Annotated in this window: 13 protein-coding genes and 3 rRNA genes; 14 read left to right on the top strand and 2 right to left on the bottom strand. The window is 66.7% G+C overall.

The features are described from left to right. The first annotated feature begins 24 nt into the window (after positions 1-24). From argC to argH, 6 genes are read left to right on the top strand one after another with little or no spacing between them, the layout of a single operon-like run. The gene (argC, locus tag IZR02_RS10735) at positions 25-1,101 is read left to right on the top strand and encodes an N-acetyl-gamma-glutamyl-phosphate reductase (RefSeq protein WP_025105264.1); all 1,077 of its coding nucleotides are present in this window, start codon (positions 25-27) and stop codon (positions 1,099-1,101) included. Beyond that, entirely contained in the window at positions 1,098-2,255 is a 1,158-nt protein-coding gene (gene argJ / locus IZR02_RS10730; RefSeq protein ID WP_025105263.1) for a bifunctional glutamate N-acetyltransferase/amino-acid acetyltransferase ArgJ, read from the top strand. The genes argC and argJ overlap by 4 nt, the downstream gene beginning before the upstream one ends. Further along, positions 2,252-3,169, top strand: coding sequence for an acetylglutamate kinase (gene argB / locus IZR02_RS10725; RefSeq protein WP_025105262.1), 918 nt, complete (start codon positions 2,252-2,254; stop codon positions 3,167-3,169). The genes argJ and argB overlap by 4 nt, the downstream gene beginning before the upstream one ends. After that, positions 3,166-4,371, top strand: a complete 1,206-nt coding sequence (locus IZR02_RS10720) for an acetylornithine transaminase (protein ID WP_025105261.1) — start codon at positions 3,166-3,168, stop codon at positions 4,369-4,371. The genes argB and IZR02_RS10720 overlap by 4 nt, the downstream gene beginning before the upstream one ends. After that, positions 4,368-5,297 carry an ornithine carbamoyltransferase gene (gene argF, locus IZR02_RS10715; RefSeq protein WP_025105260.1) on the top strand — a complete coding sequence of 310 codons (930 nt, stop codon included), beginning with the start codon at positions 4,368-4,370 and terminating at the stop codon, positions 5,295-5,297. The genes IZR02_RS10720 and argF overlap by 4 nt, the downstream gene beginning before the upstream one ends. Continuing rightward, the gene (gene argH / locus IZR02_RS10710; protein WP_217316415.1) at positions 5,297-6,724 is read left to right on the top strand and encodes an argininosuccinate lyase; all 1,428 of its coding nucleotides are present in this window, start codon (positions 5,297-5,299) and stop codon (positions 6,722-6,724) included. Before argF ends, argH begins: the two co-directional genes overlap by 1 nt. A gap of 22 nt (positions 6,725-6,746) precedes the next feature. Here argH and IZR02_RS10705 read toward each other — a convergent pair whose 3' ends face one another. After that, entirely contained in the window at positions 6,747-7,331 is a 585-nt protein-coding gene (locus IZR02_RS10705; RefSeq protein WP_025105258.1) for a DUF1349 domain-containing protein, read from the bottom strand. Between the two features lie 59 nt (positions 7,332-7,390). Between IZR02_RS10705 and IZR02_RS10700 the strand changes: the two genes are divergently transcribed. From IZR02_RS10700 to IZR02_RS10685, 4 genes are read left to right on the top strand one after another with little or no spacing between them, the layout of a single operon-like run. After that, a complete protein-coding gene (locus tag IZR02_RS10700; RefSeq protein WP_025105257.1) occupies positions 7,391-8,035 on the top strand; it encodes a SatD family protein in 645 nt (214 codons plus the stop codon). Continuing rightward, entirely contained in the window at positions 8,032-8,814 is a 783-nt protein-coding gene (locus IZR02_RS10695; RefSeq protein ID WP_025105256.1) for a hypothetical protein, read from the top strand. The genes IZR02_RS10700 and IZR02_RS10695 overlap by 4 nt, the downstream gene beginning before the upstream one ends. A 52-nt stretch (positions 8,815-8,866) precedes the next feature. After that, complete coding sequence (gene tyrS, locus IZR02_RS10690; protein ID WP_157544335.1) at positions 8,867-10,168, top strand: tyrosine--tRNA ligase; 1,302 nt, start codon at positions 8,867-8,869, stop codon at positions 10,166-10,168. A gap of 12 nt (positions 10,169-10,180) precedes the next feature. Next, a complete protein-coding gene (locus IZR02_RS10685; protein WP_025105254.1) occupies positions 10,181-10,993 on the top strand; it encodes a DUF4184 family protein in 813 nt (270 codons plus the stop codon). 33 nt (positions 10,994-11,026) lie between these two features. Here IZR02_RS10685 and IZR02_RS10680 read toward each other — a convergent pair whose 3' ends face one another. Then, the gene (locus tag IZR02_RS10680) at positions 11,027-12,361 is read right to left on the bottom strand and encodes a CoA transferase (RefSeq protein WP_025105253.1); all 1,335 of its coding nucleotides are present in this window, start codon (positions 12,359-12,361) and stop codon (positions 11,027-11,029) included. Between the two features lie 596 nt (positions 12,362-12,957). Between IZR02_RS10680 and IZR02_RS10675 the strand changes: the two genes are divergently transcribed. From IZR02_RS10675 to IZR02_RS17905, 4 genes are all read left to right on the top strand, one after another. Continuing rightward, positions 12,958-14,482: ribosomal RNA gene (locus IZR02_RS10675) — 16S ribosomal RNA — on the top strand. 408 nt (positions 14,483-14,890) lie between these two features. Next, positions 14,891-17,993, top strand: a 23S ribosomal RNA gene (locus tag IZR02_RS10670). A 111-nt stretch (positions 17,994-18,104) separates the two neighbouring features. Further along, a 5S ribosomal RNA gene (gene rrf, locus IZR02_RS10665) occupies positions 18,105-18,221 on the top strand. Together the 16S, 23S and 5S rRNA genes form the textbook arrangement of a ribosomal RNA operon. Before the next feature lie 75 nt (positions 18,222-18,296). After that, positions 18,297-20,270, top strand: a complete 1,974-nt coding sequence (locus IZR02_RS17905) for a primosomal protein (RefSeq protein WP_231729467.1) — start codon at positions 18,297-18,299, stop codon at positions 20,268-20,270. Positions 20,271-20,319: the final 49 nt, after the last annotated feature.

Genomic DNA, 20,319 nt, shown 5'->3' with positions numbered 1-20,319 from the left:
GGACCCGACCGTTAAGGTAGAAGCATGACGTATTCCGTCGCCGTCTCCGGCGCCTCCGGCTACGCAGGCGGCGAGATCCTGCGCCTCCTGGCCGCTCACCCCGACGTCGAGATCCGCACCGTCACGGCGCACTCGAACGCCGGACAGCCCCTCGTCGCCCATCAGCCGCACCTCCGCTCACTCGCCCACCTGACGCTGCAGGACACCACACCGGAGGTCCTCGCCGGACACGACATCGTGTTCCTGGCCCTCCCGCACGGCCAGTCCGGGCAGTACACGGACGCCCTCGGCGACACCCCGCTGGTGATCGACGCCGGAGCGGACCACCGGCTCACCTCGTCGGCGGAGTGGGACGCGTTCTACGGCGGGTCCTTCCATGAGCCGTGGACGTACGGCGTGCCCGAGCTCCTCGTCGGAGGGGGCAAGCAGCGGGACGCGCTCCGCAGCGCGACCCGGATCGCCGCACCCGGCTGCAACGCCTCCACGGTGAGCCTCAGCCTCGCCCCCGGTGTCGCGGCCGGCGTGATCGACCCGGGCGACGTCGTCTCCGTCCTGGCCGTCGGCCCGTCCGGGGCGGGCAAGAGCCTGAAGACGAATCTCCTCGCCAGCGAGATCCTCGGCTCCGCGAACCCCTATGCCGTCGGCGGCACGCACCGCCACATCCCGGAGATCCGTCAGGCGCTCGCCGCCGCCCGCCCTTCGACGGGCTCAGGGACCCAGGGAGCAGGGACCCAGGACATCCGGATCTCGTTCACTCCGGTCCTCGTGCCGATGTCGCGCGGCATCCTCGCCACGTCCACGGCGCCGATCGTCGAGGGTGTGAGCGACGCCGAGATCCGTCAGGCGTGGGAGAGCGCCTACGGCGACGAGACCTTCGTCCAGCTGCTGCCGGAGGGGAGCTTCCCGCGCACGGCCGACGTGCTCGGGGCGAACACGGCCCTCCTCGGCCTCGCGATCGATCGCGCCGCGAACCGCGTGACGGTGGTCACCGCCGTCGACAACCTCGTCAAGGGCACCGCCGGAGCTGCCGTCCAGTCCATGAACATCGCGCTGGGGCTTCCCGAGACCCGCGCCCTCTCAGTGAACGGAGTCGCCCCGTGAGCGTCACCGCCCCCGCAGGATTCGAGGCGGCCGGGGTCGCCGCCGGACTCAAGTCGACCGGCAAGCCCGATGTCGCCGTCGTGGTCAACCGCGGCCCCCGCAAGGTCGGCGCGGCCGTCTTCACGAGCAACCGCGCCAAGGCCAACCCCATCATCTGGTCGCAGCAGGCCGTCGCGGACCGCGTGGTCGAGGCCGTCGTCCTCAACTCCGGCGGTGCGAACTGCTTCACCGGGAGCTTCGGGTTCCAGACGACCCACCAGACCGCGGAGAAGGCGGCCGAACTGCTCGGCATCAGCGCGGGCGACGTGCTCGTCTGCTCCACGGGGCTCATCGGGACGGGGGACGAGGTCTTTCGCGAGAAGGTCCTCGCCGGCACCGCGCAGGCGATCACCGCGCTGAGCGCGGACGGCGGGGAGAGCGCCGCGCACGCCATCATGACCACGGACACAGTCGCGAAGACCGCTGTGGTGACCCGCGACGGCTGGACGATCGGCGGCATGGCGAAGGGCGCGGGCATGCTCGCCCCGGGTCTGGCGACGATGCTCGTGGTGCTCACCACCGACGCCGTGCTCGAACCGCTCCAGGCCGACGAGGCGCTGCGTCGGGCGACGGGACGCACGTTCGACCGCCTCGACTCCGACGGCTGCATGTCGACCAACGACCAGGTGACGCTGCTCGCCAACGGCGCCTCCGAGGTCGTCCCCGACCTCGACGACTTCGCCGAGGCGCTCACCGCGCTCTGCCAGGAGCTCGCGGTCAAGCTGCAGGGCGACGCGGAGGGCGCGAGCCACGACATCACGATCGAGGTGCAGCACGCCGTCTCCGAGCAGGACGCCGTCGAGGTCGGCCGCTCGGTCGCCCGCAACAACCTGTTCAAGGCGGCCATCTTCGGCAACGACCCGAACTGGGGCCGCGTCCTCGCGGCGATCGGCACGACGGCCGCGCAGTTCGACCCCTACGACGTCGACGTGTGGATGAACGGCGTCCGCGTCTGCACCGCCGGCGGGCCGGACCGCCCCCGCGAGGAGGTCGACCTGACGCCGCGGGCCACGCACCTGATGATCGACCTCAAGGTCGGAGAGGCCACCGCCACGGTGCTCACCAACGACCTCACCCACGACTACGTGCACGAGAACAGCGCCTACGCCTCATGACCGACATCCAGGACACCACGCCGGACATCGCGGCGCAGAAGGCCACCACCCTCATCGAGTCGCTGCCGTGGCTGAAGAAGTTCCGCGACCAGATCGTCGTCGTCAAGTACGGCGGGAACGCGATGGTCTCGGACGAGCTGCAGGAGGCCTTCGCCCAGGACATCGCGTACCTCCGCTACGTCGGTGTGCAGCCCGTGGTCGTGCACGGCGGCGGGCCGCAGATCTCCGACATGCTCCAGCGGCTGGAGATCCCCAGCGAGTTCAAGGGCGGGTACCGGGTCACCAACACCGAGGCGATCGGCGTCGTGCGGATGGTGCTCACCGGACAGGTGAACCCGCAACTCGTGTCGAAGATCAACTCGCACGGCCCCATCGCCACCGGGCTCAGCGGCGAGGACGCCGGGCTCTTCGGCGGTCGCCGTCGCGGTGTGATGATCGACGGTGAGGAGGTGGACCTCGGCCGCGTGGGCGACGTGGTCCAGGTCGACCCGACGCCGGTGCTCGACCATCTCGCCGCAGGGCGGATCCCGGTCGTGTCGAGCATCGCGCCCGACCTCGACCACCCGGGGCAGTCGCTCAACGTCAACGCGGATGCCGCGGCTGCCGCGCTGGCCGTGGCCCTCGGGGCCCGCAAGCTCGTCATCCTCACCGACGTGCCGGGGCTGTACGCCGACTGGCCCAACCGGGACTCGCTCGTGTCGCACCTGACGTCGGACGCGCTCGTCGAGATGCTTCCGCGCCTCGAGTCGGGGATGATCCCGAAGATGCGCGCGTGCCTCGATGCGGTCGAGGGCGGCGTCGACGCGGCGGCGATCATCGACGGACGGGTGCCGCACTCGGTGCTCGTCGAACTGTTCACCAGCAAGGGAATCGGGACCGAAGTGGTCCTGGGAGAGAAAGGGGCGACGGCATGACCGTCTGGCAGGACGACGCGGCACGTGATCTCGTGCTCAACGCGGGGGAGCGCCTCGCGCTGCTGACCCGCGGTGAGGGCTCGTACCTGTGGGACGCCGAAGACCGACGCTACCTCGACTTCCTCGCCGGCATCGCGGTGACCTCCCTCGGTCACGCGCACCCGGTGTTCGTCGATGCGGTGTCCCGGCAGGCCGCCACCCTCGCGCACGTCTCCAACTACTTCGCGACTCCGCCGCAGCTCGCGCTCGCCGCCCGACTCAAGCGCCTTGCCGGCGCGGGGATCGATGGTCGCGTGTTCTTCTCGAACTCGGGTGCCGAGGCCAACGAGGCCGCGTTCAAGCTCGCCCGTCTGCACGGCGGGGCGGAGCGTCCGCGCATCCTCGCACTGGAGAACGGCTTCCACGGCCGGACGATGGGCTCGCTCGCGCTCACGGCCAAGGAGTCGATGCGTGCGCCGTTCGCGCCGATGCCCGGAGGCGTGGAGCACATCCCGGCCACGATCGAAGCGCTGGAGGCCGCGATGGACGACCGGGTCGCCGCCGTCATCGTGGAGCCGATCCAGGGTGAAGCCGGCGTCGTCGAGCTGCCCGAGGGCTACCTCGCCGCGGCACGCTCGCTGACCCTCGCGCACGGCGCCCTGCTCATCGTCGACGAGATCCAGACGGGCGCGGGCCGGACCGGCGCCTGGTTCGGATTCAGCCACGAGGGCATCACGCCCGACGCCATCACGCTCGCGAAGGGCATCGGCGGCGGATTCCCGATCGGCGCCCTCGTCACCTACGGGGCCGCGAGCGCCCTGTTCACACCCGGTTCGCACGGCTCCACGTTCGGCGGCAACCCGCTCGCGACGGCCGTGGCGGACGCGGTGCTGGCCGAGATCGAGCGCGCCGACCTCGTCGACAACGCCGCGCGCCGTGGCGCCGAGCTGCGGGACATCATCCTCGGCATCGACTCTCCGCTGGTCGGCGGCGTCCGCGGCCGCGGACTCCTCGTGGGCGTCGCGCTCACGCAGCCCGTGGCGGGTGCGGTGGTCGCCGCCGCGCAGGACCGCGGTCTCATCGTCAACGCCGCCAACCCCGAGACCGTGCGCGTCGCGCCGGCGCTCACCATCGGAGACGCGGAGCTGGCGGAGTTCCGCGAGCTGTTCGCCGCCGCTCTCTCCGACGTCCACACCTCCGCCACCGGAAAGGTCCCCGCATGACCCGCCACCTGCTGCGCGACGACGATCTGACGCCCGCCGAGCAGGCGGAGATCCTCGATCTCGCGCTCGAGCTCAAGAAGGATCGCTGGGCGGACAAGAGCCTCGCCGGCCCGCAGACCGTCGCCGTGATCTTCGACAAGTCGTCCACCCGGACGCGCGTCTCGTTCGCCGTCGGTATCGCCGACCTCGGCGGCACGCCGCTCATCATCTCCACGGCGAGCAGCCAGCTCGGCGGGAAGGAGACGCCGTCCGACACGGCCCGCGTGCTCGAGCGCCAGGTCGCCGCGATCGTGTGGCGGACCTACGCGCAGTCGGGGCTGGAGGAGATGGCCGCCGGCACCCGGGTCCCCGTGATCAATGCGCTGTCCGACGACTTCCACCCCTGCCAGCTCCTCGCCGACCTGCTGACGATCCGTGAGCACAAGGGCGACCTCAAGGGCCTCACGCTGACGTTCTTCGGCGACGGCCAGAGCAACATGGCGCACTCCTACGCGCTCGCGGGCGTCACGGCCGGCATGCACGTGCGCATCGCCTCGCCGGAGGACTACGCGCCGCGCGCCGACGTGATCGAAGCGGCCGACCGCCGCGCCGGGGAGACCGGCGGATCGATCACGCTCTTCACCGACCCGGTCGAGGCGGCCGCCGGCGCCGACGTCGTCGTCACCGACACCTGGGTGTCGATGGGCAAGGAGGAGGAGAAGCTCGCGCGGATCCGCGATCTCGGGGGCTACAAGGTCACGCCCGAGACCATGGAGCTCGCGCACGACGACGCGATCTTCATCCACTGCCTGCCCGCTGACCGCGGCTACGAGGTGGACTCCGCGGTCATCGACGGTCCGCAGAGCGTGGTGTGGGACGAGGCGGAGAACCGCCTGCACGCCCAGAAGGCCCTGCTGGTCTGGCTTCTCGGGAAGAAGGACGCGTGATGGCCGGTTCGCGCGAAGGCACCAACGAGGGCGCGCTCTGGGGCGCGCGGTTCGCCACCGGTCCGTCGCCGGAGCTCGTCGAGCTGAGCCGGTCGACGCCTTTCGACTGGATCCTGGCGCCGTACGACATCGCGGGATCCCACGCGCATGCCACGGCGCTGGCCGCCGCGGGGTACCTGGAGCCGGATGAGGCCGCCCGGATGCACGAGGGCCTCGACGCCGTCGCGCGCAAGGTCGCCGACGGCACCCTGCAGCCGCTGCCCACCGACGAGGATGTGCACGGCGCACTCGAGCAGGCGCTGATCGCCGAGCTCGGTCCGGAGCTGGGCGGACGCCTCCGCGCCGGCCGCAGCCGGAACGACCAGATCGCCACGCTCGTGCGGATGTACCTGATCGACCACGCCCGGGTGATCGCGCGCGACCTGCTGCGCGTGATCGATGCGCTCGTGGCACAGGCGGAGGCGCATCCCGACGCGATCCTGCCCGGCCGCACGCACCTGCAGCACGCACAGCCGGTGCTGCTCGCCCATCACCTCCAGGCCCACGCCTGGCCGCTGGTGCGCGAGCTCGAGCGCCTCGTCGACTGGCGCCGTCGCGCCGGTGTCTCGCCGTACGGCGGGGGAGCACTCGCGGGGTCGACCCTGGGCCTGGATCCCGCGCTCGTCGCGACGGAGCTCGGCCTCGACCGGCCGGCGGAGAACTCCCTCGACGGCACCGCTGCGCGGGACGTCGTGGCGGAGTTCGCGTTCATCGCGGCGATGACGGGGGTCGACCTCTCCCGCCTGTCCGAGGAGATCATCCTCTGGAACACGCGGGAGTTCGGCTTCGTCACCCTCGACGACGGCTACTCCACGGGATCCAGCATCATGCCGCAGAAGAAGAACCCGGACATCGCCGAGCTCGCGCGCGGCAAGTCCGGGCGTCTCATCGGCAACCTGTCCGGCCTGCTGGCGACCCTCAAGGGCCTGCCCCTCGCGTACAACCGCGATCTGCAGGAGGACAAGGAGCCGGTGTTCGACTCGGTGCGGACGCTCGAGGTCGTGCTGCCGGCGTTCGCCGGGATGATCGCGACGCTGCGTTTCCACACGGAGCGGATGGCCGCGCTCGCCCCCCAGGGGTTCTCCCTGGCGACGGATGTCGCCGAGTGGCTGGTGAAGCGGCGCGTGCCGTTCCGCGACGCCCACGAGATCTCCGGCGCGCTCGTCCGTGCCTGCGAGGAGCAGGGGATCGGGCTGGAGGACGCCTCCGACGAGCTGCTGCTGTCGGTGTCGCCGCACCTCGTCCCCGAGGTCCGCGAGGTGCTCACGATCGAGGGCTCCGTCGCGTCGCGCACGGGCGTCGGCGGCACCGCTCCGGAGCGCGTGGCCGAGCAGCGCGCGGAGCTCGTCGCCCGCGCGCAGGCCGCTGCGCACGCGCTCGGCCTGTAATCGCTCCGGCGGCGGCCTCGCCTCAGTGCAGCTCGCCGTCGGCGGCCGAGCGTTCCCACCGGGTGAACCGGACGGTCAGGCCCGCGCGGGTGGGCGCGGCGAGGAACGGTCCCGCGGAGACGGTCGCATCGCCGGGGAAGGGAGCCACCCTGACCAGGCGCCAGGGGCCGTCGTCCGCCCGGGCGCGCACGATCATCGCGTCCGCCCAGCGGCTGACCCTGACCGTGATCTCGCTCTCGCGCCAGTCGTCGACGTAGCCGACCGACCAGTCGGATCGGCCGGCGGTCACGACGGCACCGAGACCGAGGTGGCCGTCGGCGAACTCGACGCCCGCTTTGATCCAGTGCTCCTCATCGGCGCGCACGAAGAGCCCTGCCTGGTCGAACTGCCCCTCCCACGGCGCACGGAACGCGACCTCGATCGCCTCGCCGACCGCGAGCGGCGCGAGCAGCGCGTGCTCCGTGTCGTGCACGAAACCGTAGGCGGTGTGGCGCCAGGCGTCGCTGCCCTCGGCCGCGGTGGCGTCGAGGTGACCGTCGACGTGTGTCCAGGCGGGGGCATGGGTCCAGGTGGCATCGGTCCAGTTGATGATGCGTGATTCAGGCATATTTCCCATCTATAGCTGATAAGGGCATAAACAGCGAATATTCGTGCTACGGTTATGTCATGGTCGTCGCTGTGATCGCCGACATCGTCGGGTCCCGGGAACTCCGGGACCGCGGTGCTGCGCAGCGCGCGCTGGACGAGACCATCGCACAGGTGGAACAGGATCGCCCGCTGGCCATCCACCCGCTCACGCCCACGGTAGGGGACGAGCAGCAGGGCGTCTACCGCGCACTGCCTGACGCGCTCCTCTCCCTCCTCATGGTCCAGCTCCGCCTCCCGGAGGGTCTCGCCTTCCGCTTCGGCATCGGCGTCGGCGAGGTCAGGCCGGTCACCTCGGTGCACGGCGAGCTGGCCGACGGACCCGGGTGGTACGCGGCACGCGCCGCGATCGAGACCGTCCACGCACGCGAACAGCGCGCCGTGCCGCGCACGCGCACCTGGATTGTCGGCGCCCCGGGTCAGGATGAGGTCATGGAGACCGTGATCGCCGCGTCCAACGCCTACGTCCTCGCGCGCGACGAGCTGGTGGGGGCGATGAGCACGCGCGAACGCCACCTCACCTACGGACGCCTGGTCGGCCGGTCCCAGCAGGAGCTCGCCGCCCAGGAGGGCATCTCGCAGCCGAGCGTCTCCAAGTCGCTGCGGAGTGCGGGAGCCGCCGCTCTCATCGAAGGCGTGGCCGCGCTCCGGGGGGAGTCCGCATGATCCTCGCCGGCTTCGTCCTCCTCGCCGTCGGCGCGACCGACCTCGTCCGGCAGTTCGTGCCGCGGCGGTGGATCGGCTTCGTCGTGGCCGCGGCCGTGGTCCTCCTCCTCGGCATCGGCGGCGATGCGCTGCTGCCCGCGCTCCTGGGGCTCGGTGCCGGGGCGCTGTGGGCGTGGAGCATGCCGGACGAGGGGCCGTCCCGGGCCGGGTTCTGGCCGGCGGTCGCGCTGGCCGCCCTCAGCATCGCCGCCGTGGTCTGGGGCGGGTCGAGGAGCACGTCCGGTCTCATCGGCGAGCTCTGGACGCTCCGCTCGCCCTTCGGCGAGGTGCCGTTCGATCTCGCGGTGCTCGCGCTCGGTGCCGGCGTCTTCCTCCTCGAATCCGCGAACCTCGTCGTCCGTGCGGCTCTCGACGGCGAGCACACCTGGCGCCCGGCCGAGGTCTCGGGGACCGTCGCGCCCGAGCCCGTACCCTCCGACCGGTCGGAGGCCGACGCCCCTGCGGTGTCCGCCGTGATCCCCGCCGATCCCCGCCACGGATTCAAGGGCGGGCGGCTCATCGGCCCGCTGGAACGCGTGCTCGTGATGATCCTCACGCTCGCCGCGGCGTACCCGGTGCTCGCGGCCATGCTCGCCGCCAAGGGCATCGTCCGCTTCCCGGAGATCTCCCGAGACGGGGAGACCGGCGCGCGTGCCGAGTACTTCCTCGTCGGCAGCCTCGTGAGCTGGGTGATCGGCCTCGGTGCAGCCTTCCTCGTCTGGTGGGCGGCGCACAGCTGACACCCCCGCCCGCGACGCAGCGGGACGGTCGCGCGCTGCTAGCCTGGAGCGCGTGTCAACTCCCGCTCTGACGACCGCGCCGCAGGCGATCGACCCCACGTTCGAGAACGTGTGGGACGAGATCGTGTGGCGTGGCCTCGTCCACGTGTCCACCGACCAGGAGGCGCTGCGCGCCCTGCTCGCGGGAGACCCCGTCACGTATTACTGCGGCTTCGACCCGACGGCACCGAGTCTGCATCTCGGGCACCTGGTCCAGCTGCTCCTGCTCCGCCGCCTCCAGCTCGCCGGGCACAAGCCGCTCGGTCTCGTCGGCGGCTCCACCGGCCTGATCGGCGATCCCCGGCCGACTGCGGAGCGCACGCTCAACACCCGCGAGACGGTGGCGGAATGGGTCGACCGCCTGCGCGGCCAGGTCGAGCGGTACCTCAGCTTCGAGGGTGACAACGCCGCCCGCATGGTGAACAACCTCGACTGGACGGCGCCGCTCTCCGCGATCGACTTCCTGCGGGAGATCGGCAAGCACTACCGCGTCGGCACGATGCTGAAGAAGGACGCGGTGGCCGCGCGCCTGAACTCCGACGCCGGCATCAGCTACACCGAGTTCAGCTACCAGATCCTCCAGGGACTCGACTTCCTCGAGCTCTACCGCCAGTACGACTGCGTGCTGCAGACGGGCGGCTCGGATCAGTGGGGCAACCTGACTAGCGGGACGGATCTCATCCACCGCGTCGAGGGCGCGTCCGTGCACGCGATCGGCACGCCGCTGATCACCAACAGCGACGGCACGAAGTTCGGCAAGAGCGAGGGCAACGCGATCTGGATCGACGCGGAGCTCACGAGCCCCTACGCGTTCTACCAGTTCTGGCTCAGCACGGCCGATGCCGACGTGATCGAACGCCTCAAGGTCTTCACGTTCCTGACCAGGGCCGAGATCGAGGGGTACGCCGAACTCGTGGCGACGGAGCCGTTCCGCCGCGCCGCCCAGAAGCGCCTCGCGCTCGAGGTCGTCGCGACGGTGCACGGTGTGGAGGCGACGGCGGCCGTGATCGCGGCGTCCGAGGCGCTGTTCGGGCAGGGCGACCTGACCACTCTCGACGCGGCGACGCTGCGCACGGCTCTGGACGAGCTCCCGCACGCGACGGTCGCCGCCGGTACTCCGGTCGTCGACGCACTCGTCGCGACCGGGCTGGTGTCGAGTCTGTCGGAGGCCCGTCGCGCGATCGCGCAGGGCGGGGTGTCCCTCGACGGCGATCGGGTGGAGGACGACTCCGCGACCGTGCAGGGCACGCTTCCCGGGGGTGTCTCGGTGCTGCGTCGCGGGAAGAAGACTCTCGCCGGCGTCTTCCTCGGCTGATCCCGGTCAGGCATGCCGTTCACCCCGAGTCACGCGATCGTGGCGTTGCCGTTCGTGCGCACGCCCCTGGTCCCCGCGGCGATCGCGATCGGAGCGATGACGCCGGACATCTCGCTGTTCCTGCGGAACGTCGGGCTCAACTACGGTTTCCTGCACGATCCGGTCAACGTCCTGTGGACGGCTCTGCTCGCGCTCATGCTCTTCCTGCTGTGGCGTGTGCTGCTGCGCCCCGCGACCCTGGAGCTGCTGCCCGACTGGGTGAGCACGCGGCTGCCCGCCGGGTGGGGCGCGAGCGGACTCCGGGCCGGGGTCGAGGCGTTGACCCGCGACGATCGTCCCCGGTATCGGGGTGCGCGGTCGCTGTATCCGGTCCTGCTCGTGCTCTCCGCGATACTGGGGGTGCTCTCGCACATCCTCTGGGACGCGTTCACGCATGAGTCGCGGTGGGGCGTCGATCTGCTGCCCGCGCTCGCGAACTCGTGGGGTCCGTTCGACGGCTACAAGTGGCTCCAGTACGCCTCGAGCGCGCTCGGCCTGCTGGGTCTGGCGATCTGGGCGGCACTGTGGCTGCGTCGTGCGACCCCGCGAACGCATGCGCCCCGGATCCTTCCGACGGTCGTGCGGGTCGCGTGGTGGCTCTCGCTGCCGGTGATCCTCGTGCTCGCGTGGGTCGGCGGACTGCTCGCGTTCGGCCCGCTCTCCGCCGAGTTCACGGTGCAGCATCTCGCGTATCGGGTGCTGCCGCCGGCCTGTGCGGTGTGGGGCCTGCTCACCCTGGTCCTCTGCGTGGTCCTCGCCGTGCGGCGGCCGCGCTCCGCGGTCTGACCCGCAGCGGACGCGGCACGTCGGGAAGCCGGGTCACCAGCGTGGTGCGTCCGTGCCCCATGCGTGCGGGGCCTCGAACCTGAGCCCGGGGAGCGCGGGTGCCGCCGTCACGACCGGGGTCCCGTCCACGTCGAATCGCGCGAGATGCGCCGAGGCGTCGATCTCCGGCGCGCGCACGGCAGCGGTCGTGCGCGGCATCCCCAGCAGTTCGGCGGCGACCCGGCGCAGGGAGGTGCGCACGATGCGCGAGCGCCCGTCGCGGGAACGGAGCAGGCGGGTGAGTGCGGCGGCGAGAAGATATCCGCTGCTGTGATCCAGCGCCTGGGCGGGGAGGGCGCCCGGCCGTCCGTCGTCGCCCTCGATCATCGCGATGCCGCTCTCCGCCTGGACGAGACTGTCGAAACCGGCGCGCTCGGGATGATCGGGTCCCCAGGCGCTGAGCTGCGCGACGAGGAGACCCGGGTGCTGCTCGACCAGAGCGTCGGGGGAGAGGCCGAGCCGGTCCAGCGAGGCGGGCCGGTATCCGAGCACGACCGCATCCGCCGACTCCAGAAGGGCGTGCAACTCGGGGGACCGGGCGTCGAGGCGTGCGGAGCGCTTGCCATGGCCGGTGTCGAGGTGCTGCCACGGGAGCTCGGGGAGCTGCGGCGGGTCGAGACGCAGCACGTCGGCGCCGAGGAGAGCGAGCGTCCGTGTGCACACCGGCCCCGCGATCACTCGGGTGAGGTCCAGGACACGGAGGCCGGCGAGCGGAGCGCGCGCCGAGACGTCGGGAGACGAGGTCCGTCGGTCCTTCGCTCGTCCGCCCTCGGGGTCGGCGACCGCGACATCGAGGAGCGGAGCAGCTCGCTGCGCCCGGTCGGCCTCGGGGTCCTCGTGACGCACGGCCACGGCGAGTCCGCCCGCCGCGGAGATGAGGCCCACGGCCTCGTCGGTCGAGAGGGTCGACATCCTGCGGGTCACGGTCTCCGCACCCGCCGAGCCGGACAGACCGAGTGCGCGGCGAAGCGCTCGAGCGTGGTGCGGGTAGTTGCCATGTGTGCGGACCCACCCGTCGCCGCTCTCCCAGAACCCGGAGAGCGGCGCCCACACCGGCGGGGGAGTTCCGTCGACCAGCAGGTAGCGGTCGCTCCGGTAGGCGACGGCCACGCGTCGGGGATCGATGGACCCGGGGTCGAGTCCGGCGGCCACGGTCACCGCGGCCACACTGGCGAGAGCCAGCTCTGCGGTCGCCGTGCGCGAGGCGAGGGGCACCGGATCGAGAGTGCGGAGTGACGCGAGGGAGTCCGCGGGGAGGGGCGCGACGCCCGTGTCCCGCCACACACGGACGAGCAGATCGGCAGTGGTGTCGGAGGAGGGAGTGCGCATGGGCGTGATGCTACTCCGCCCCCGGATACCGCCGGAAACAGCCGCTGATCCGGCCGAATCCCGGCGCGGGGCGCCCGCGACACGCCCGGGGTGGTGCGCCCGATTTGCCAGACCCCCGGAATCCACGTAACTTATTACTTGTTCGCCCCACAGGGAAGCGGAGAAGCCCAGAGCTTCACCCCCCTCAAGCGGAGAACCACTCCCGATCCACTCTCACTTGAGAGATCCGGCGCTTGCGCCTAGGATGGGAGATCCACCCCTTCTGCGGCTGTCACCGGCTGCGCAGCGGATCCAAGATCCGCGCGGCGCGCCGATTTGACAAGCGGGTCGGGATGGCTAAGATATAGAAGTTGCCCTGCGGGCCTGGTTGTGATGGCTGGGTCGTGGGAGCATCCGATCCTTGAGAACTCAACAGCGTGCACTTGTCAAATGCCAAATTATCCTCGTCTAGCTTCGGCTGGGTGAGAATTCCTTTGGATCAAAGACCAACCTCTTTGTGGGGTTGGCAACGGATGAAGTCAGCAATGAATTCGTCTCTTTGGTCAGCATCAAACTCGCTGCGTTCCGGTTTTTCCCCGGTTCGTATGCAATTTCTTTTTACGGAGAGTTTGATCCTGGCTCAGGATGAACGCTGGCGGCGTGCTTAACACATGCAAGTCGAACGGTGAAGCAGGAGCTTGCTCTTGTGGATCAGTGGCGAACGGGTGAGTAACACGTGAGCAACCTGCCCCTGACTCTGGGATAAGCGCTGGAAACGGCGTCTAATACTGGATATGTGACGTGACCGCATGGTCTGCGTTTGGAAAGATTTTTCGGTTGGGGATGGGCTCGCGGCCTATCAGCTTGTTGGTGAGGTAATGGCTCACCAAGGCGTCGACGGGTAGCCGGCCTGAGAGGGTGACCGGCCACACTGGGACTGAGACACGGCCCAGACTCCTACGGGAGGCAGCAGTGGGGAATATTGCACAATGGGCGAAAGCCTGATGCAGCAACGCCGCGTGAGGGATGACGGCCTTCGGGTTGTAAACCTCTTTTAGCAGGGAAGAAGCGAAAGTGACGGTACCTGCAGAAAAAGCGCCGGCTAACTACGTGCCAGCAGCCGCGGTAATACGTAGGGCGCAAGCGTTATCCGGAATTATTGGGCGTAAAGAGCTCGTAGGCGGTTTGTCGCGTCTGCTGTGAAATCCCGAGGCTCAACCTCGGGCCTGCAGTGGGTACGGGCAGACTAGAGTGCGGTAGGGGAGATTGGAATTCCTGGTGTAGCGGTGGAATGCGCAGATATCAGGAGGAACACCGATGGCGAAGGCAGATCTCTGGGCCGTAACTGACGCTGAGGAGCGAAAGGGTGGGGAGCAAACAGGCTTAGATACCCTGGTAGTCCACCCCGTAAACGTTGGGAACTAGTTGTGGGGTCCATTCCACGGATTCCGTGACGCAGCTAACGCATTAAGTTCCCCGCCTGGGGAGTACGGCCGCAAGGCTAAAACTCAAAGGAATTGACGGGGACCCGCACAAGCGGCGGAGCATGCGGATTAATTCGATGCAACGCGAAGAACCTTACCAAGGCTTGACATATACGAGAACGGGCCAGAAATGGTCAACTCTTTGGACACTCGTAAACAGGTGGTGCATGGTTGTCGTCAGCTCGTGTCGTGAGATGTTGGGTTAAGTCCCGCAACGAGCGCAACCCTCGTTCTATGTTGCCAGCACGTAATGGTGGGAACTCATGGGATACTGCCGGGGTCAACTCGGAGGAAGGTGGGGATGACGTCAAATCATCATGCCCCTTATGTCTTGGGCTTCACGCATGCTACAATGGCCGGTACAAAGGGCTGCAATACCGTGAGGTGGAGCGAATCCCAAAAAGCCGGTCCCAGTTCGGATTGAGGTCTGCAACTCGACCTCATGAAGTCGGAGTCGCTAGTAATCGCAGATCAGCAACGCTGCGGTGAATACGTTCCCGGGTCTTGTACACACCGCCCGTCAAGTCATGAAAGTCGGTAACACCTGAAGCCGGTGGCCTAACCCTTGTGGAGGGAGCCGTCGAAGGTGGGATCGGTAATTAGGACTAAGTCGTAACAAGGTAGCCGTACCGGAAGGTGCGGCTGGATCACCTCCTTTCTAAGGAGCATCTGACGCTTCGGCGTCCAGAACCCAGATCGAAGGCACACGTTCTTCGCTGGGAGCTCATGGGTGGAACATTTGACATGGCATCGAGATTGTTTCTCTGATTAGTACGCAGCTTGCTGCAGGAACGTTGGGGGGATGGGTTTCGGTGCCTGCACGCTGTTGGGTCCTGAGGGACCGGATGCGGGTCTTTCGGGATCTGGTCTGTACCTCTGGGCCTCTTGTTGTCTCTCCGGTTGGGGAGGTGGTGAGGGGTACCGCCCGTACTTTGAGAACTACACAGTGGACGCGAGCATCTTGCAACTGGTCTTTGATCAGTTGCGCAAGATGATCTTAAAGATCATTAGTCAATTTCTGATTCAGTCTTCGGACTGGTCGGGTTTTTGATTCAAACTCATGTGATTTCAAGTCTTTAAGAGCAAACGGTGGATGCCTTGGCATCTGGAGCCGAAGAAGGACGTAGCAATCTGCGATAAGCCTCGGGGAACTGATAAGCAAGTTTTGATCCGAGGGTGTCCGAATGGGGAAACCCCGCTGGGCGGCGTGCCGACCTAGTGACTCCCGCCTGAATATATAGGGCGGGTAGAGGGAACGTGGGGAAGTGAAACATCTCAGTACCCACAGGAAGAGAAAGCAACCGCGATTCCGTTAGTAGTGGCGAGCGAAACCGGATCAGGCTAAACCGAGTGTGTGTGATATCCGGCAGGAGTTGCATATTCGGGGTTGTGGGACTCACCAGTCAGTTCTGCCGAGCTGGCGACGTTACAGAAGCGTATAGACGAACGGTCTTGAAAGGCCGGTCATAGAGGGTGCCAACCCCGTAGTCGAAATGCGTGTTCTGGCGTGGAGAGTATCCCAAGTAGCACGGGGCCCGTGAAATCCCGTGTGAATCTGTCAGGACCACCTGATAAGCCTAAATACTCCCAGATGACCGATAGCGGACAAGTACCGTGAGGGAAAGGTGAAAAGTACCCCGGGAGGGGAGTGAAATAGTACCTGAAACCGTTTGCTTACAAACCGTTGGAGCACCCCTGGTAGGTGTGACAGCGTGCCTTTTGAAGAATGAGCCTGCGAGTTAGCGATATGTGGCGAGGTTAACCCGTGTGGGGTAGCCGTAGCGAAAGCGAGTCTGAATAGGGCGATTCAGTCGCATGTCCTAGACCCGAAGCGAAGTGATCTATCCATGGCCAGGTTGAAGCGACGGTAAGACGTCGTGGAGGACCGAACCCACTTAGGTTGAAAACTGAGGGGATGAGCTGTGGATAGGGGTGAAAGGCCAATCAAACTTCGTGATAGCTGGTTCTCTCCGAAATGCATTTAGGTGCAGCGTTGCGTGTTTCTTGCCGGAGGTAGAGCTACTGGATGGCCGATGGGCCCTACAAGGTTACTGACGTCAGCCAAACTCCGAATGCCGGTAAGTGAGAGCGCAGCAGTGAGACTGTGGGGGATAAGCTTCATAGTCGAGAGGGAAACAACCCAGACCACCAACTAAGGTCCCAAAGCGCGTGCTAAGTGGGAAAGGATGTGGAGTTGCTCTGACAACCAGGAGGTTGGCTTAGAAGCAGCCACCCTTGAAAGAGTGCGTAATAGCTCACTGGTCAAGTGATTCCGCGCCGACAATGTAACGGGGCTCAAGCACGCCACCGAAGTTGTGGCATTGACATTATTGGTAGGCCTTCGTGGTCCAGCCGTGTTGATGGGTAGGAGAGCGTCGTGTGGCCAGCGAAGCGGCGGTGGAAACCAGCCGTGGAGGCTACACGAGTGAGAATGCAGGCATGAGTAGCGAATGACGTGTGAGAAACACGTCCTCCGAAAGACCAAGGGTTCCAGGGTCAAGCTAATCTTCCCTGGGTAAGTCGGGACCTAAGGCGAGGCCGACAGGCGTAGTCGATGGACAACGGGTTGATATTCCCGTACCGGCGAAGAACCGCCCAAGCTAATCCAGTGGTGCTAAACGTCCGAGCCTTCACATCGTCGCCTTCGGGTGACACCGTGGAGGGGAGCACGTGACCCCATGCTGGTGCGGTTAGCGTATTAACAGGTGTGACGCAGGAAGGTAGTCCAAGCCAGGCGATGGTTGTCCTGGTGCAAGTGCGTAGGCCGAGTCGTAGGCAAATCCGCGACTCATACAGGCTGAGACACGATGCGGATAAAAAGTGGATGATCCTATGCTGCCGAGAAAAGCATCGACGCGAGGTTCTAGCCGCCCGTACCCCAAACCGACTCAGGTGGTCAGGTAGAGAATACCAAGGAGATCGAGAGAATCGTGGTTAAGGAACTCGGCAAAATGCCCCCGTAACTTCGGGAGAAGGGGGGCCTTCGACGTATTAGGACTTGCTCCGAAAGCGTTTGGAGGCCGCAGAGACTAGTGGGTAGCGACTGTTTACTAAAAACACAGGTCCGTGCCAAGTCGCAAGACGATGTATACGGACTGACGCCTGCCCGGTGCTGGAAGGTTAAGAGGACCGGTTAGCCGCAAGGCGAAGCTGAGAATTTAAGCCCCAGTAAACGGCGGTGGTAACTATAACCATCCTAAGGTAGCGAAATTCCTTGTCGGGTAAGTTCCGACCTGCACGAATGGCGTAACGACTTCCCAACTGTCTCAACCGCGAACTCGGCGAAATTGCATTACGAGTAAAGATGCTCGTTACGCGCAGCAGGACGGAAAGACCCCGTGACCTTTACTACAGCTTGGTATTGGTGTTCGGTGTGGCTTGTGTAGGATAGGTGGGAGACTTTGAAGCGGTGACGCCAGTTACCGTGGAGTCATTGTTGAAATACCACTCTGGTCACTCTGGATATCTAACTTCGAACCGTAATCCGGTTCAGGGACAGTGCCTGGTGGGTAGTTTAACTGGGGCGGTTGCCTCCCAAAAAGTAACGGAGGCGCCCAAAGGTTCCCTCAACCTGGTTGGCAATCAGGTGGCGAGTGTAAGTGCACAAGGGAGCTTGACTGTGAGACTGACAGGTCGAGCAGGGACGAAAGTCGGGACTAGTGATCCGGCAGTGGCTTGTGGAAGCGCTGTCGCTCAACGGATAAAAGGTACCTCGGGGATAACAGGCTGATCTTGCCCAAGAGTCCATATCGACGGCATGGTTTGGCACCTCGATGTCGGCTCGTCGCATCCTGGGGCTGGAGTAGGTCCCAAGGGTTGGGCTGTTCGCCCATTAAAGCGGTACGCGAGCTGGGTTTAGAACGTCGTGAGACAGTTCGGTCCCTATCCGCTGCGCGCGTAGGAAGTTTGAGAGGATCTGACCCTAGTACGAGAGGACCGGGTTGGACGAACCTCTGGTGTGTCAGTTGTTCCGCCAGGAGCACCGCTGATTAGCTACGTTCGGGATGGATAACCGCTGAAAGCATCTAAGCGGGAAGCCGGCCTCAAGATGAGACTTCCATACCTTCGGGTGAGAGGCTCCCAGCCAGACTACTGGGTTGATAGGCCAGATGTGGAAGCACGGTAACGTGTGCAGCTGACTGGTACTAATAAGCCGATGACTTGATAACACACCGTTTGTTGGTGCTTGCGTCCACTGAGTGGTTCTCGATGTACGGTCGAGAACTACCTTCAACAATGATTCATCATTGCTTTAGGTTTGATTGAAACATCAATAGTGTTTCGGCGGCCATAGCGTGAGGGAAACGCCCGGTCACATTCCGAACCCGGAAGCTAAGCCTCACAGCGCCGATGGTACTGCAGGGGGGACCCTGTGGGAGAGTAGGACACCGCCGGACTCCTTTTAGTCGAAATGGCCACCCATCGTTGGGTGGCCATTTTGCGTTTACAGCACGAAGAGAACAGGGAGCACCATGCCGGAAGAGGAAGAGCGCCGTCCACGTCGCAACGACGACAGGAACCAGCGCAACGATCGTCCTTCCGGAGGTCGCCCCGTCTACCGCGACGGCGCATCTCGCTCCGGCGACCGCGGCCCGCGTCGTGAGGGTGGCTACAACCGTGACGGTGCCCCGCGTCGCGAAGGTGGCTACAGCCGTGATGGTGGTGCGCCGCGTCGTGAGGGCGGCTACAACCGCGATGGTGGTGCGCCTCGTCGCGAGGGCGGCTACAACAACCGTGACGGTGCTGCCCCCCGCCGTGAAGGCAGCTACAACCGCGATGGTGGTGCGCCTCGTCGCGAAGGCGGCTACAACAACCGTGACGGTGCTCCGCGTCGTGAGGGTGGCTACAACCGTGATGGTGGTGCTCCGCGTCGTGAGGGTGGTTACAACCGCGATGGTGGTGCGCCTCGTCGCGAGGGCGGCTACAACAACCGTGACAGCGCTCCGCGTCGTGAGGGTGGTTACAAACGCGATGGTGCTCCGCGACGTGAGGGTGGCTACAACAACCGTGATGGTGCGTCGCGTCGCGAGGGCGGCTACAACCGTGACGGTGGTGCGCCTCGTCGCGAGGGCGGCTACAACAACCGTGACGGCGCCCCGCGTCGCGAAGGTGGTTACAACCGCGATGGTGCGCCCCGTCGTGAGGGCGGCTACAACCGTGACGGTGGTGCGCCCCGTCGTGAGGGTGGCTACAACCGTGACGGTGGTGCGCCCCGTCGTGAGGGTGGCTACAACCGTGACGGTGGTGCCCCTCGCCGCGAGGGTGGTTACAACCGCGACGGTGGTGCGCCCCGTCGCGAGGGGGGCTACAACCGGGACAGCGCTCCGCGTCGCGAAGGCGGCTACAACCGTGACTCCGGTCCTCGTCGCGAGGGCGGCTACAACCGTGACTCCGCTCCGCGTCGCGAGGGCGGGTTCGAGCGTGAGCGGGGGAGTGACCGGTCGCGGCCCTTCCCGCAGCGCGGCGGGGCTGGGCGGGAGCGTCCGGCCAACGCGGCGAACGAGCGTCCGCGCTTCGACGAGCCCCGCGTCCCGGACGAGGTCACCGCGCGCGACCTGCACCCGTCCGCGCGCAACGAGCTGAAGACGCTGAGCAAAGAGAACGCCGAGTTCGTCGCTCGTCACCTGGCGATGGCCTCCCGGCTGATCGACGAGGACCCCGCTCTGGCGCACGAGCATGCGCTGGCGGCGTCGCGTCGTGCCGGCCGGATCGCGATCGTCCGCGAGACCCTCGGCATCACCGCCTATGCGACCGGCGACTTCGCCTTGGCGCTGCGCGAGCTGCGTACCTACCGCCGGATCTCCGGTAAGGATGACCAGATCGCCCTCATGGTCGACAGCGAGCGCGGTATCGGGCGCCCCGACCGCGCCCTCGAGACCGGTCGGGCGGTGGACCGATCAGCTCTGACCACGCCCGTGCGAGTCGCCCTGGCTATCGCGATGTCGGGTGCCCGGCTCGACCAGGGAGACCTCGAGCTGGCGCTCGGAGAGCTCGAGATCCCGGAGCTGGACCCGGACCGCGCATTCGAGTGGAGCCCCGCGCTGTTCGCCGCGCGCGCCGCCGTCCTGGAGGACCTCGGGCGTACGGACGAAGCCGAGTTCTGGGCGCGCCGTGCCGAGGTCGCCGCCGAGGCTCTCGGTGTCGACGAGGCCGGCGACGAAGAGCTCTACGTGGAGGACGGCCTCATCGAGGACGGGTTCTCCGACGACGAGTTCTCCGACGTTGATGTCGCTTCTGTCGAGGACGAGGAGGAGGCCGAGGACGAGGCCGACGACGCGACCGAAGCCGACGACGCGGCCGAAGCTCCCGACACGACCGAGGCCCCCGAGCCCGCCGAGCCGTCCATCGAGGACGAGGTGCGCGAGATGCTCGGCGAGGACGACGAGACGGACGACGACGAGACGGAGGACGACTCGCCCTCCGCGTCCGAGAAGCCGGAGGCGTAGTGGGGCTCTTCACAGCGAAGGCGCGGAAGCGCCCGACGGGACGCACGCC

This window comes from Microbacterium paraoxydans, assembly GCF_019056515.1.
In the GTDB taxonomy this organism is placed as follows: Bacteria; Actinomycetota; Actinomycetes; order Actinomycetales; family Microbacteriaceae; genus Microbacterium.
Note: the sequence above shows the minus strand (reverse complement) of the source record. Positions and strands in the feature narration are given on the sequence as shown.

Bases quoted from the DNA above. Each gene is read 5' to 3' on its own strand.
- argC (WP_025105264.1), top strand. From the start codon at position 25: ATGACGTATTCCGTCGCCGTCTCCGGCGCCTCCGGCTACGCAGGCGGC.
- argB (WP_025105262.1), top strand. From the start codon at position 2,252: ATGACCGACATCCAGGACACCACGCCGGACATCGCGGCGCAGAAGGCC.
- IZR02_RS10720 (WP_025105261.1), top strand. From the start codon at position 3,166: ATGACCGTCTGGCAGGACGACGCGGCACGTGATCTCGTGCTCAACGCG.
- argF (WP_025105260.1), top strand. From the start codon at position 4,368: ATGACCCGCCACCTGCTGCGCGACGACGATCTGACGCCCGCCGAGCAG.
- argH (WP_217316415.1), top strand. From the start codon at position 5,297: ATGGCCGGTTCGCGCGAAGGCACCAACGAGGGCGCGCTCTGGGGCGCG.
- IZR02_RS10705 (WP_025105258.1), bottom strand. From the start codon at position 7,331: ATGCCTGAATCACGCATCATCAACTGGACCGATGCCACCTGGACCCAT.
- IZR02_RS10700 (WP_025105257.1), top strand. From the start codon at position 7,391: ATGGTCGTCGCTGTGATCGCCGACATCGTCGGGTCCCGGGAACTCCGG.
- IZR02_RS10695 (WP_025105256.1), top strand. From the start codon at position 8,032: ATGATCCTCGCCGGCTTCGTCCTCCTCGCCGTCGGCGCGACCGACCTC.
- IZR02_RS10685 (WP_025105254.1), top strand. From the start codon at position 10,181: ATGCCGTTCACCCCGAGTCACGCGATCGTGGCGTTGCCGTTCGTGCGC.
- IZR02_RS10680 (WP_025105253.1), bottom strand. From the start codon at position 12,361: ATGCGCACTCCCTCCTCCGACACCACTGCCGATCTGCTCGTCCGTGTG.
- IZR02_RS17905 (WP_231729467.1), top strand. From the start codon at position 18,297: ATGCCGGAAGAGGAAGAGCGCCGTCCACGTCGCAACGACGACAGGAAC.